At 51.1% G+C, this 13919-nt stretch carries 13 protein-coding genes; 7 read left to right on the top strand and 6 right to left on the bottom strand.

Annotated features, from left to right (window positions below; translation table 11 throughout):
- Positions 1-51 precede the first annotated feature (51 nt).
- Positions 52-1680: a hypothetical protein gene (locus tag ACZ520_RS03535; RefSeq protein ID WP_417867952.1), complete on the top strand. Its 1629-nt coding sequence runs from the start codon at positions 52-54 to the stop codon at positions 1678-1680.
- A gap of 284 nt (positions 1681-1964) precedes the next feature.
- Here the strand turns inward: ACZ520_RS03535 and ACZ520_RS03540 are convergent, their stop codons facing one another.
- Positions 1965-3107 (bottom strand): hypothetical protein, encoded by a 1143-nt coding sequence (locus tag ACZ520_RS03540; protein WP_464127571.1) that lies wholly within the window; start codon positions 3105-3107, stop codon positions 1965-1967.
- Positions 3108-3235: 128 nt separating this feature from the next.
- On the opposite strand from ACZ520_RS03540, the gene ACZ520_RS03545 reads away from it, so the two are divergent.
- Positions 3236-3985, top strand: a complete 750-nt coding sequence (locus ACZ520_RS03545) for a tyrosine-protein phosphatase (RefSeq protein WP_088566161.1) — start codon at positions 3236-3238, stop codon at positions 3983-3985.
- A gap of 19 nt (positions 3986-4004) precedes the next feature.
- On the opposite strand, the gene ACZ520_RS03550 is transcribed toward ACZ520_RS03545, so the two are convergent.
- Positions 4005-4805 (bottom strand): SdiA-regulated domain-containing protein, encoded by an 801-nt coding sequence (locus ACZ520_RS03550; protein ID WP_464127572.1) that lies wholly within the window; start codon positions 4803-4805, stop codon positions 4005-4007.
- Between the two features lie 166 nt (positions 4806-4971).
- On the opposite strand from ACZ520_RS03550, the gene ACZ520_RS03555 reads away from it, so the two are divergent.
- Positions 4972-5703 (top strand): hypothetical protein, encoded by a 732-nt coding sequence (locus ACZ520_RS03555; RefSeq protein ID WP_464127573.1) that lies wholly within the window; start codon positions 4972-4974, stop codon positions 5701-5703.
- Between the two features lie 73 nt (positions 5704-5776).
- On the opposite strand, the gene ACZ520_RS03560 is transcribed toward ACZ520_RS03555, so the two are convergent.
- From ACZ520_RS03560 to ACZ520_RS03575, 4 genes are all read right to left on the bottom strand, one after another.
- Entirely contained in the window at positions 5777-6202 is a 426-nt protein-coding gene (locus tag ACZ520_RS03560; protein WP_374034947.1) for a DUF3011 domain-containing protein, read from the bottom strand.
- A 93-nt stretch (positions 6203-6295) separates the two neighbouring features.
- On the bottom strand, positions 6296-6934 hold the full coding sequence (locus ACZ520_RS03565; protein ID WP_232468714.1) for a hypothetical protein: 639 nt from the start codon (positions 6932-6934) through the stop codon (positions 6296-6298).
- 164 nt (positions 6935-7098) lie between these two features.
- The gene (gene lpdA / locus ACZ520_RS03570; RefSeq protein WP_088566157.1) at positions 7099-8520 is read right to left on the bottom strand and encodes a dihydrolipoyl dehydrogenase; all 1422 of its coding nucleotides are present in this window, start codon (positions 8518-8520) and stop codon (positions 7099-7101) included.
- Between the two features lies 1 nt (position 8521).
- A complete protein-coding gene (locus ACZ520_RS03575; RefSeq protein WP_374032106.1) occupies positions 8522-10162 on the bottom strand; it encodes a 2-oxo acid dehydrogenase subunit E2 in 1641 nt (546 codons plus the stop codon).
- Positions 10163-10395: 233 nt separating this feature from the next.
- On the opposite strand from ACZ520_RS03575, the gene sfsA reads away from it, so the two are divergent.
- The 4 genes from sfsA (at position 10396) to ACZ520_RS03595 (ending at position 13819) form a co-directional block, all read left to right on the top strand.
- Positions 10396-11127 carry a DNA/RNA nuclease SfsA gene (sfsA, locus tag ACZ520_RS03580; RefSeq protein ID WP_464127574.1) on the top strand — a complete coding sequence of 244 codons (732 nt, stop codon included), beginning with the start codon at positions 10396-10398 and terminating at the stop codon, positions 11125-11127.
- 110 nt (positions 11128-11237) lie between these two features.
- Positions 11238-12284: an NAD(P)-dependent alcohol dehydrogenase gene (locus tag ACZ520_RS03585; protein ID WP_088566154.1), complete on the top strand. Its 1047-nt coding sequence runs from the start codon at positions 11238-11240 to the stop codon at positions 12282-12284.
- Between the two features lie 180 nt (positions 12285-12464).
- Positions 12465-13226: a murein L,D-transpeptidase catalytic domain family protein gene (locus ACZ520_RS03590; RefSeq protein WP_088566153.1), complete on the top strand. Its 762-nt coding sequence runs from the start codon at positions 12465-12467 to the stop codon at positions 13224-13226.
- Positions 13227-13354: 128 nt separating this feature from the next.
- Positions 13355-13819 (top strand): hypothetical protein, encoded by a 465-nt coding sequence (locus tag ACZ520_RS03595; protein ID WP_088566152.1) that lies wholly within the window; start codon positions 13355-13357, stop codon positions 13817-13819.
- Positions 13820-13919 lie beyond the last annotated feature (100 nt).

Here is a 13919-nt window from a genome sequence, read left to right on the forward strand (position 1 = left end):
AGGATACCGACAAAATGGTTTCAAGGAACACAAAAGAAGCAGGGAGAGGGTATGAAGAATCTAGGACTGATGAGCACATTGATCGCAGCGATCGCTCTGACTGGATGTCTGGACAATGGCGGCGGCACCGAGGTGAAACAAGACCTCAACAATGGTGACTTCAGTGTGATCACTGAGCCGGAAACAGGCTCTGGTGGCGGCTCCAGCGGCGGTAGCACCGAAGAGGGCAGTACCGGGGGCGACAATGGTGGCGGCACTCCAGCTCCTTCCGAACCGGATGGCTTTGACATCAACAAAGGCGCTGTTCTGACTGCTTCCACCACCCTCAGTCTTGATTTCTATCCTCCGTTCCACACGGCTTACACCAAGGTTTCTGAAAATGAATCCTGCGGCGGCGGTGCTTGGGTGGACTATGCGGACTCTGGCACCTTGCTAAGCTCAAAGACCAATCAGAATGTTCCTGTCAGCGTGCAGTTCCGCGATCATGATGGTCGTACCAGTTCCTGCTATGTGCGCCGTATCTATATTGACCAGATCGGTCCGGACATCGTGTTTGCAAAATATCCTTCCGCTCCGGTTGAAGAAGGCCTGGATGTGGAACTGATCTTCACCGTGACGGACGCGGGTGCCGGTGTGGCCTCTGTGACTTGTTCTATGGGCACTTCCACCAAAGCCTGCGCTGCTGGTCAGAACAAGATCGTTCTGCCAAAACTTGCTGGTGGTGATTACACCCTGAAAGTTTCTGCAAAAGACAAACTGGGTCATGCGTCTGAAAAATCCATCTCTTTCAAAGTTTCCTCCATGTACAAACAGATGGTGAACAACGTGAAAGTGAACGAATACCAGAAAGTGGATATTCTGTTCGTGATCGACAACTCGGGCTCCATGGAATACGAGCAAAAAAGCATGGCGTCACGTGTTCGTAACTTCCTGGATGTGGTGAAAGGTCTGGACTGGCAGATTGCTGTGACCACCACCGATCCGGTACACAAGACCCTGGGTGATGGCCGCTTGGTTCCTTTGTACAACAAAGCAGGCCAGTATATTCTGACTTCTTCCATGAACGACGCCGAAGCCCGCACAACTTTGAGCAACACTTTGCAAAGATCTGAAACCGGTTCCGGCAGTGAACAAGGTATCTTTGCTGCGTACCGCGCCATTGAACGCTCGATGAGTGCTTCTGGTGGCAACGCGAACTTTATCCGTAACGATTCCCAGCTGGCTGTGGTGGTGATCTCGGATGAAGATGAATCGGCCAACGGTGCGAAGAACGATCCTGCGAACTTTGTGAAGTTCGTGGCTGACAGCTTCGGTTCCCAGAAAGCCATGAGCTTCCATTCCATCATCGCTCGTCCTGACGATCAGGCGTGCTTGAAGGGTGAAGGTTATTCTGCCGGCTTCCGCTATGAGCAGATTTCCAAACTGACCGGTGGTGTGATCGGTGACGTGTGTGCATCTGATTACGCAGCTCAAGTTCAGGGTATCGCTGAAGGTGTACGCAAGACTTTGAAATCCATCACCCTGACGTGTGCGCCGGTAGTGGATGCCATGAGATCCATCCTGGTTCTGAAAGATGGGCAGGTTTATGATGGGACTCGCAAGATGGAAGGACTGAACCTAGTCTTTGACCAAATGCTGCCACAGGGGAATTACGAAGTTTACTACTCATGTATTAAGTAAGCTGCGGTTGGTGAAAAGGGCCCAATCGACTGCGTTGTCGGGCCCTGTCCTCGCTCCGACGTGCTTGGAGCACGCCTCCGCTGCGGTAGGACCCTCCGCCTTGCGCTTGAACCCTTTTGACCAACCGCCGTTCTAGGGGTTGGTTTTTTGCGTTTTCGGGGTTCGGGGGGGGGCTGGCGCTGCGCGCGCCGCGGGGTTTCTGGCTGGCCCTTTCGGGCGCCGCCTTTTTGGAGAGAGCTGGCGCTATCGCGCGCCGCTTTTGGGAGGCTTGCGCTCGTGCAGAGCTATTTTAGGATTTGGTTTAGGGCTGTGGCTACTTCGGCGGATTCGTTGATGACTCGTTGGCTGATGGCTGGGTTTTCCAGGAAATAGCCGAAGGCTCGGATGATTTGGGTGTTTTTTTGGTCGGGGCTTACGTTGGACAAATTATAAGCTGGGTTTTTGTAGGCGTGGGTATTCCACAGGCTTTCAAGGTTTAGATCTGTGCGGTTTCTTTCCAGCCATACTCTTGCTGGCTGGGCTACGTGGCAACTGGCGCAGTCCATGTTTTCTGGGTTGAAGCTGTGCGGGTCTTCGGCGCGGTGGATAGCGCGCAGTTCTTTTCTTAGCAGGTCTTCGTTGCCTACTTTCATGCGGGCGGAATTGCCGATGACTTTGTTGAAAGAATCTTCTCCGGTGGCTTCCGGGGAAATCAGGCCGCGTTCGAAGTGGTCTGAAGGGACTGCGAAGTTGACGAAGGCTTGGGCTGATCTGTCTACGCGTGGGATCTTCATCAATTTTAACTGACCATTGCGCACTTCAAAGCCTTGGAAGGACCACATGTCCCCCGCGCCTCGGACCACCATTGCGGTGATGCGGGTCAGGTTTACGGGGCCTGCGTATTTGCGCACGATGTGGTTGAACTCTACCAACGCTGGGGATTTGTCGGCTTGTACGGCCCATGCGGGGTGTACTTGCAGAGGCAGACCTTTGGTTTCGACTTTGTTACGGGCTTTCCACGCTATCAGATCCTTTGTCAGGGAATCAAAGTCAGCATCGGTCAGCACATAGAAACTGTGAAGGGCGGCATCGACCGTTTGCACGCGGTTGCGGAAGCCCGGTTCCAGTGGTTGCCATACCAGACGGATTTGTTTTTGGCAGGATTGTGGGGTTGGCAGCGGGAAGCACGGGTCGATGCGCACGGCAATCACACGCAGGGATGTGGCTACGTCGTTTTCACTCATTACCGGAGTCAATGGGGGAATCGTTCCCATGAAGGCCGGATTCAGCAGCGGGCCACCGCGGCCGGGGGTGTTGATACCCATCAGATTGTCGTCGCCAAAACGGGCTGGCAACGGCATCAGATAAGAGACGTCATTCAGATCCCAGGCAGCGTTGGCCTGAAGACCCAGGAACAGGGCAAAAACGAATGCGAATTTGGCTTTCATGCGACGCAAATTTCCATTTTTGATGCGCCAATTCAACAAGATTCCCAAAAAGCGCCGGGCCAAGGACCTAATTGAAAATGAAATAAACGCGCTTCGTGTTATCATGGGCTCTTACGGAAAGGTGCGGAATGAAACTTCAGGGCGGAATCAATTTCAGGGACATGGGCGGGTATCTGACGACGGACGGCAGACGGGTTAAAAAAAACCGTCTTTATCGTTCCGGCTCCCTGTCTCGTTTGACTGCTGAAGACTGTGCCCAGTTGGAATCTCTTGGTGTCACTGATATTCTGGATTATCGCGATCTGAAAGAGTCCGCCGCCGACAAAGATGTGGTTTGGAATGGGGCTCGGTATGAATGCCATCCCGCCAATCCGGAATCTCACTCTGTCAAAAACGACAATCACGATTTTTGGGCCGATGAAAACCTGCGTGTGATTCCCCATGACTTTATGGAAAGCCTGTATAAGCAGCTGCCTTTTGCCAATCGCGCTTATCACAGATTGTTCGAACGTGTGCAGCCCCTTGAAACGGGCGCGTTGGTTCAGCATTGTGCTGTCGGCAAAGACCGCACGGGTGTTGGTTCCGCTTTGATGTTGTTGTCTTTGGGAGTGTCCCGTGACGCTGTTTTGGAAGATTACCTGCGCACCGAGCAGACCCTGCAGCCGTTCCGTGAACAAGTCTTAAGCAAAGTTGAATCCAAGCTGTCCACCAAGGGACTTGAGAATCTGCATTACCTGATGTCAGTAAAAGAGAACTTCCTGGGTTCGGCCTTGGATGCAATTCATGAGCGTTACGGCAGCATGGATCGCTACTTTGCCGTCGAATATTCCCTGACCCCTGAAAAGCTCGCCGCTTTGAAAAAGAACTATCTGGAATAGTCCTCTTCAGGTGGTGATCCTATTTCAGGATCACCACAATGTTGGGTTCGCTGACCACGATGAGCTTTCCGTCTTTGGTGAACGTCATTCCTTCGTATTGATCTGGAATCAGCGGCAGATCCATGGTGCCGATCACCTGCCCCTGGCGAGTCAGGCGCATCACGCGGGAAGATTCATGGCTTAGCAGCAGCAACTGGTCATTTTTATCGTCATAAATACATGCCGACAGATCGCTCATCACGTGTTTTAGAATCTTTTCGGTATCGAACGGTTCTTTCACACCCAAAGCCGCAGCGTCGGCGATGTCATTGCCATGAGAAGGGCGGGTCCATTCAAAGATGCGCTTGGGCTTTTTCTCCTGAACGGCATAGAACGTGTTGTGTTTCTTTGAAAAACATACTCCTTCCAGTCCCTTGTTGTGCTTCGCTGGAGCCGGAAGTTGCATCATTTGCACATCGTCGCGGGAGTCGCGAACATCCACCGTCGTTTGAACCTCATCAATTTTCAAAACCAGCACCTGGTTTGATTCCGTGCTGATCGCATACTGATTGTTGCCCAGATATACGATGTCTTCGGTGTCTGCGTCAGTCAGATTGGTCATGCGGATCGTGCGCACGGGTTTGGTAAAGTCGGCTTTGTATTCAAAAATGTTTCCTGAATTGTTCTGAATCAGAAAGTAAGAATCACTGTCGTAATTGTATGTGATCCCGGAAAGATTGCTGCCGACCTCGGGCAAAGCTTTTTGGACCGAAACTGCTTCGGCTGCGAAAGCAGATGTGGATAAGGACAGCAAAGTGGCCAGAACAATTTGAGTTTTCATGAATATCTCCCGCGCGGAATTCTTAACCTGAGACAGTAGGGCCTGAAAGAATATTCTGACTGAGTTTCGATTTTGTAAAGATTTAAACAGCCCCCCTTTAGTCCAGTTGGCTTTTTCCGAAACTGGAGGGGCAAGTTTGTTCGTTTCAACCAAGGAGTGCGTTTCAATGATCTCATCCCTGATTCAAAAAACAGTGCTGCTGGCTGCCACGGTGTTGACTCTGGCCGCTTGTTCCCAGGAAGGCCTTATTAAAGGGGCGGCCCTTTCCTCCAAAATCACCCAAGGCGACGTGTATGTTTCTCTAAAAACTCAGGTGGATTCCAACAACCTGCAGATTATGAGCGTGCAGTTGCCGATTTATAATCCGGAAAATCCAGTGGAGCTGCTGGGAATGCTCAATGTATCGTCCCTGGTGCCGGGGATTACCGATATCGATCTGGTATTGAACTTTTCTCGGGTGACCAAGATTCCCGCTTTGCAGGCGGAAAAAGGTTTGCCCAACGGAACCCTGTTCCCGGTCATGGGAGTGAAGGCGGACGAGTGGTATTCCATTCCCCTCAGCGACAGCCGTGTCTCAAAGTTGTATCTGAATCTGGATTTGCAGATACCCAAAGTGGTGTTGGGATATGCGCTAGGTACAGATTCACTCAGTGCCGGGATCGTGGCCAACCTCTTCACCGGGTTTAGCGCTCAAGGGGTGACGGGTTATGGAGGAGTTTACAGCGGACTGTTGCCCGGACAAAGCGGGGTGGCGGTGTTTGCCGATGTTAGTTCTATCCTGAAATCATCCGCACCGGGGGTGGCCTTTGTCGATCGCACTTCGAAAAGCCGCCAGAATAAAGTGGCCGAAAAACTTGTGCAATTGAATCAGCGCAAGTCCCTGTTGCGCGTCCGCTAGAAAAACACTGGCCCTAAAGACAAAAAAGCCGACCCATGCAAGGTCGGCTTTTTGTTTTTGAATGTATCCGAAGCTAGTAGCGGATCACTTCAAAAATGGCGCGGCAACCGCGGTTCACCCACACACGATCCCCATAGATGCCGTACGTGTTGTTGTACAGGCACGCATCGTAAGAGATCACATTGTAAAGTCTGACAGAGTGAATTCTGTACGGGTTGAAGTAGCACTCTTGATAATAGTAATTCCAGGATTCGCAAGTGATGTATTCAACGCCTGGGCCCGGACCTGGATATGGATTCGGGTACGGAGCTGGTGGGTTTGGACGTGGATTTGGATGCGGGTATGGATCCGGGCGCGGGTTGCCTGGATAAGGTGCTGGGCGCGGCCCTGGGCGGATGTAGCTTGTTTCCGCGTCTTGATACTGGCTTTCCAAAACATCGGCCTGAGCCCATGGTGCCAAACCAAAGACAATTAGCATTGCAAAGAATAGGTTTTTCATCGTTTCCCCCAAAAAGGTGTCATTATGACTTCAAAAATCTTGTACCCCGCATTTATGCAGGAACGATGCCGACGGTTTTTGGTGTCAGAATGGCTAAAATTTCCAGTCTTCGATCAAAAGAGCCGCCTGCAGCTTTCCCTGACGGGTCAAGGCGCTCAGGGATTTGATACGGTAATCAAATGAGAATTCGTGGGCCGAGTTAATTTCAGTCACGCGGTGATAAGGGAAGTTCAAGCGCAGTTTGGTGAACTTTACGATCTTCAAAGCCGTGGCCGCCAATCCAAAGCAGGCGTAATAAAACAGGCTGTCGCGTTCCCACAGATCAAACCACGTGTGAGTCGTCAGTTGTTCCAGAGTGAAGGAACAGCGGTCATAGCAGCTTAAAGAGCGGAAGATCTGAATTTGGTCGGCATTATAGATCTGGATGTACTTTTCCTTGTCCAGAGTGTCGTGCAGATCCGACGGCGGAACGATGCCCATGCGAAACAGAAACTGCAGCACAAAGCGCTCGTTGGAAAAATCACCCTCTACATACTCAGAGCGCAAGGCACCCACATAGGCTTCCAGCGCTTGGCTTACCGTCGCCTGCTGGGCGGGAGACAGCTTTGTAAAGTATTGCAATTGAGGGTTGTCATAAGCGCGCATTTCAATGCCCAGGCATTTCAGCAGGGAGGCCAACTCAATAAGTTTTGAGCGATAGATGGCTGTCTGTGTATTTAATGCTAATTCCATAATCTAATCCGTATTTAGGTATAATTCATACCGGATAAGGACTGAAAGTGGGTGCACTTTTGAACTTACTTACATATTTGTAAGACAAGTAGCAGGGGGAACGGGCAAAAAGCTCACGGCTGTATGAAAAAGGCCGGCTTGCGGCCGGCCTTTTCGCAGAAAGCTTATGCTTTCAAAGGTTTTTGAATGATATGGATCGCGTGACCCAGGGTCGCCTCTGCGGCTTCCATCATGGTTTCACCCAAAGTCGGGTGAGGGTGGATGGAAAGAGCCAGGTCTTCAATGCGTGCGCCCATTTCGATCGCCAAAACTGCTTCAGAGATCAAGTTGGAAGCTTCCGGACCGACGATGTGAACGCCCAACAAAACGTGGGTTTTCTTATCCGCGATCATTTTCACGAAACCGTCTGTTTCCATCATGCTCACCGCACGGCCATTGGCTGCGAACGGGAACTTGCTGATCAGAAGGTCGGTGTGACCTTTGGCTTTCGCTTCAGCTTCAGTCATACCGGCGGCTGCGATTTCAGGATCGGTGAAGACAACTGCCGGAACTGTTTTCGCATCGTAAACGCGGTTATGGCCCGCGATCACTTCCGCAACCAAAACACCCTCGTGGGAGGCCTTGTGCGCCAGCATCGGCTGACCGGCGATATCGCCGATAGCAAAGATGTTGGAAACATTCGTGCGGCGTTGAGCATCGACTTTCACGAAGCCGCGCTCATCCACAGCAATGCCAGCCGCTTTCAGGTTCGCCTGATCGCCATTTGGACGACGACCGACAGTCACAAGGATCTTGTCACATTTAACCACTTCGTCTTTGCCGTTGATCTCAACAGTCACTTCATAGCCGTCTTTGACTTTTTTCTGACCTTTGGCTTTTGCTCCGTAAAGAACATTCACGCCCGCTTTAGTCAGTTTGCGAGTCACGATCTGCGCGCAGTCTGGATCAACCACACCCGCCAACAATGCAGATTGCGCTTCGATCACAGTCACTTCCGTGCCCAGCTTGCGCAGGTAAGAAGAGATCTCAAGACCGATGTAACCACCACCGATAACCGCCACGCGTTTAGGGATGGTATCAAACGCCAAAGCGCCTGTGGAAGAGCAGATGTCTTTTTCGTCGAATTTGAAACCAGGGATTTCAATCGGACGGGAACCTGTCGCCACAACAAAGTATTTCGCCTGAACTGACTCAGTCCCTGCAGAAGACTTCACAGAGATTTCTTTGGAAGACTTGAATTCAGCATCACCTTTGATGATGGTAACGCCGTAGCCTTTAAGAAGCTGATTTACACCACCGGACATCTTGTCAGAAACGGATTGCTTCCATTTCACAAGTTGTTTCATGTCCACGTCGATGCCACCTTTGATGTTCAAGCCCATTTCTTTGAAATTGTGCTGGGCTTTGTGCAAAAGGTGAGTCGCAGTGATCATGGCTTTGGACGGGATACAACCCACGTTCAAGCACACGCCACCCAGGAATTCACGTTCGATAACTGCTGTTTTAAAACCAAGTTGTGCGGAACGGATCGCAGCCACATAACCGCCAGGACCCGCACCAATAACTACTACGTCAAAATTTTGCATATTAAATTAGCTCCACCAATAGTTTGCCTGGGTTTTCGATGCGGCCGATGAAGGCAGCAAGGAATCTTGCAGCGACAGCGCCGTCGATCAAACGGTGATCGGCAGTCATTGTGTAGTTCATAACTTTAATCGCGGAAACCTGGCCGTTTTTCAGAACCACTTTTTCGTCGATTTTGTACATGCCCAGGATCGCCACTTCAGGGTGGTTGATCACTGGAGTCGCGTATGTGCCACCGATAGAACCGATGTTCGTCACAGTGATAGTTGCACCCTTCATTTCATCCGGTTTCAATTTGCCGTCACGCGCACGCTTGGAAAGATCCAGGATCTCTTTGGAGATTTCCAGGATGGACTTCTGGTCCGCGTTTTTGATCACTGGAACAACAAGACCGTTTGGAGTGTCCGCTGCGAAGCCCAGGTTGAAGTACTTTTTGTAAACGATTTCGCCAGCCGCATCGTCGATAGATGCATTGAACATCGGGAATTCGCGGATCGTCGCGATCAAAGCCTTCATAACGATAGGAAGGTAAGTGATCTTCGTGCCGTTTTTCTCTGCGTGTTCTTTCAGGCTTTCGCGAAGAGCAACCATCGCATCCACTTTCGCTTCATCCATGATGGTGAAGTGCGGGATCACGTGTTTAGAGCGCTGCATGTTTTCAGCGATCTTCTTGCGGATACCGATCAGAGGAACGCGCTCTTCAGCTGCGCCTGCCGGGCCTTGGTATGCTGGTTTAGGGATGGACATAGCCGCTGCTGCTGGAGCCGCTTTCGCTGCTGCCGGAGCTGCGCCACCACCGGAAGACATAACGTCTTCACGAGTCACGCGACCCGCAAGGCCAGTTCCGGTAAGAGAGTTGATATCAACGCCCATTTCACGCGCCAGACGACGAGTCGCCGGAGTCGCCAGAACTTTGGAGTCTGCCACAGGCGGGAAGATGTCGCTGGAAACAGAAGCTGCTGGAGCTGCTGCTTTGGCGGCGGGAGCCGCGGAGTGTGCAGGCGCAGACTGCACTGGACCAGCACTTGGAGCCGCTTTCGGAGCCGCGGCACCACCTGCACCCTCAAGGATGATCATGGTGGAACCGACTTTTACCACGTCGCCGGATTTGAATTTCAATTCTTTTACAACACCAGCCACTGGAGTCGGAACTTCCACAGTCGCTTTGTCCGTCAGAACTTCAGCGATCGCCTGGTCTGCTTTTACGGAGTCACCTGGTTTTACCAACCATTTAACCAGTTCGCCCTCAGTCACGCCCTCGCCCAGTTCAGGCAATTTTACGTCTTGTGCCTTACCGCCACCTGCAGCCGGAGCTGGAGTGGAAGCTGCTGGAGCCGGAGCTGCTGCTGCCGGTTGAGCGGCTGCTGGTTTTGCAGCGCCTGCACCATCAAGAGTGATCATCGTCGCGCCGACTTTTACAACGTCGCCGGATTTGAATTTAAGATCTTTTACGACACCTGCAACCGGTGACGGAACTTCTACCGTTGCTTTGTCAGTCAATACTTCCGCGATAGCCTGGTCCGCTTTGACCGCATCGCCTGGTTTTACCAACCATTTTACCAATTCACCTTCAGTAACGCCTTCTCCAAGCTCGGGCAGTTTCACATCAGTTGCCATGTTGCGAGAGTTCCTTTCGTTGTTCATATCTAAATCTAAAACACCTCGTTCTAGACTCACCCTAGAGCATTTGCACGGGATAACACGCAGCATAAACGGTATTGAAAATCAGTCGTCACAGGATGCCACGTAACAGTGTGATTTTTCCACGGTTTCCAATAGGTTGCGGGCGGGGCGGGAGGCTTTGAAAGGGGTCGACAAAAGCCCCTTTCAGGGACTAATTTCAGGGTGTTGGTTTTGACTTGAAGATTGGGGTTCCTATGAAGTTTCACAGCAAGCTGCAAGAAGGTATTTTTCTAAAGCGTTATAAGCGCTTCTTTGCGGATATCGAGTTCCAAGGGCAGCAGGTGACCGCCCACGTTCCCAATACCGGCAGTTTAAAAAGTGTAAACAATCCAGGCCAGCATTGCCTGTTCTCTGAAAGCACCAATCCTGAACGAAAGTTGAAATACACTCTGGAAATGATCAAGTCGCCGACAGGTTCCTGGGTGGGGGTCAACACGGCCACTCCGAACACCGTGGTGCGCGAAACCCTTCATCATGTTGTCGGCCATAAAAAAGAGGTTGTGGGCGGTTTTGCTCACTGGGCGGCTTTTGACGAAGTAAAGCCGGAATATAAAATCAGCGCTGAAACCCGTCTGGATTTTGCCTTAAAGAAAAACAACAGTGATAAAATGCACTTCATTGAAGTCAAGAACGTCACCCTGGCTGAAGATAGCACGGCGAAGTTTCCGGATGCAGTGACCGAGCGCGGACAAAAGCATTTGCGCGAGTTGATGGCGTTGATGGAGCAAGGCCACACTGCGGAAATCGTGTTCACAATCCAGCGTCACGACTGCGGATCATTTTCTCCGGCAGATGACATTGATCCGGAATATGGTCGTCTGCTGCGCGAAGCTCATCAAAAAGGTTTGCGCGTGTCGCCTTTCGTGCTGGATCTGACTCCGGAATCAGTCGAGTTGTCTGAGACACTGCTGCCTCTGAAAATGTAGTTTCCTGCAGTCCCACATTCTTTGTGGGCCAAAGTTTTAATCTCGGGGTCATGGGTTGTCATGACCTCAATACGAGCCTAACCTCTCATTATCTTGAAGGAGAAACTCGTATGATTCCTGTGAATGCCTACGCCGCATACCAATCCAAAGAACCTCTGAAACCTTTTAAATTTGAGCGTCGTGATCCTGGCGTCGACGATGTCCAGATCGACATCCACTTTTGCGGAGTTTGTCACTCGGACCTGCATCAGGTGCGTGATGAATGGGGCGGCTCCAAATTCCCGATGGTTCCGGGGCATGAAATCGTTGGCAAGGTCGTTAAAGTCGGCAGCAACGTGAAGAAATTCAAAGTCGGTGATTCTGTCGGCGTGGGTTGTCTGGTGGATTCCTGCCGTCACTGCAGTTCCTGTGACGAAGGACTGGAGCAATACTGTGAAAACGGTTTTGTTGGCACTTACAACTCGCTTGAAAAAGACGGCAAGACCGTCACCCAAGGCGGGTACTCCACGCAGATCGTGGTGAATCAGGATTTTGTCCTAAGCATTTCACCCAAACTTCCTTTGGATAAAGCGGCACCTTTGTTGTGCGCAGGAATCACCACCTATTCGCCGCTTCGTCATTGGAAGGTGGGCCCGGGCAGCAAAGTGGCGGTGATGGGCTTGGGAGGCCTTGGTCACATGGCTGTGAAGCTGGCGGCTGCAATGGGGGCGGAAGTCACTGTGCTGAGCTCTTCAAACAAGAAAAAAGATGATGCCCACCGTCTGGGGGCGCATGACTATGCGGCGACTTCAGAAAGTGAAACTTTCAAAAAATACAATCGCAAGTTTGATCTGATCATCAACACGGTGTCGGCGCCGATTGACTTGGGGGCGCACCTGCAGTTGTTAAAACGGGATGGCACGATGGTGCTATTGGGTGTACCTGACAAGCCGGAGGCCATTCACGCCTTCCCATTGATTGGTGCGCGTCGCAGTCTTGCGGGCTCTCTGATCGGGGGGATTGCAGAAACTCAGGAGATGCTGGATTTCTGCGCTGCCAAAGGTGTCACGTCGGACATTGAACTGATTGCCATCGACAAAATCAATGAAGCTTACGAAAGAATGTTGAAGGGCGACGTGCGCTATCGCTTCGTTATCGACATCGCTTCGCTGAAGTAAGGCCGGCAGAGCATCTGTTCGACAGTTTTTCTGGACCTGTTTTTTGGTCGGGAAAGTGTCAAAAAAGCTGACACTTTCCCTCTGAACCGCTGATAAATATTCAGGCAATTCCACAGTCTTTAAAGTTTTAAATACGAGTGACCGATTTTCTCTGGGAACAACCAACGGAGGATCGGCACGATGTCTTTCTTACGCGCTAAAACACTCGCAGTACTTTCCACAACACTTCTGCTGGCAGCCTGCGGACCTGGAATTCCGGTTCTGCCAGATGACCCTAATAATGAACCCGCAGCCCAACAGCCGGCGGATGGAAACTCTGCTCAGGGTGGCACCGAGTTGCCAAGCACCGAAACGCCGGGGCTTGTGGAGCCTGAAACCCCGCCACCAGTCGCGACCAACCCGAATGACGATGTGCTAAGTCAGTATCAGCACCTGGATCCAAATCACATTGTTCCAACCAAGGCTTTGGAAACAGCAGTTTTGTACTTCCACGAAAACAAGGCGAAGTTCAAAAATCAGGCGGTGATCTCAGTGTTGGATTTCAGTCAGAAGTCCACACAGAAACGCTGGTACTTTATCGACATGAAAACGGGCGCAGTGTGGAATGTTCACGTTTCTCACGGCAAAGGCTCTGACAGCAATCACGACGGCTTCGCAGAAAAGTTCAGCAACGTGGAAGGCTCCAACGCGTCTTCATTGGGTTTCTATAAAACGGCAGAGACCTATCAGGGCAGCAACGGCTATTCCCTGCGCCTGGATGGCCTGTCCACGACGAACTCCAATGCCCGCTCGCGCGCCATCGTTGTGCACGGGGCAAGTTATGTTCAGGATTCCAACGTGATCCAGGGACGCAGTTGGGGATGTCCGGCGGTTTCTCAAGCCAACCGTGACAAGGTTATCAATCTGATCAAGGGTGGCAGCCTTCTTTACGCCTTTAAATAAACGCTCAGGGGCGTTTCGGCGTTATTTGGGAACAGGGAAAATTTATAAATACTCAAGGGGCCCATTGATAGGTCCGACAGTATCAAATCAGTTGTGGTAAGCATATGCTCCTTTCAGAAAGGATGTTTATGCTTACCACTTTTCGTTTATTTGCAGTCACTATCGGGCTTTCTCTGCTTTCAAGTGTTTCTCTGGCTCAGACGCAGATGCAGCTGGTTCTAAAAAAAGACATTGCTTTTGATGCTCAGAACAGCCGTTCCAGTCAGTCTTTCTATACACAATACAAGAATGACCACTGCTACATCAGTCTGGTGGGAAACAACCTGCGCAACAGCCAGTATGTAAATGCTCAGGGTTTGATTGTATTACCAGCGGGTTTGAAGTTTACGGTGGTGAGTGTTGTTGACAATGACAAGGGCCTGGATCTGGAGACTCAAAAAATCTATACCAAATCGTTCATCTATTCTTCGAACAGAGACATTGATACGTCGCTGAAGCTTATTTGCGCTCGCAAGTACAGTCTTTTTAGCCGTATCGAAAAGCCCAAGGAAGTTCTGGGTCTGTTCACAGATGTCGTAAGCCTGCAGCAGTAAGAACGGGGGCGCCAAATCTGTTTTGCGCCTTCAAATGAAAGTCTGATTCGCTTTTTTCTTTTCGCTCATAGGAGTTTATCGTTCCTCCGATAAGAAGTCC

This window comes from Bdellovibrio sp. BIS2 (genome assembly GCF_055398295.1).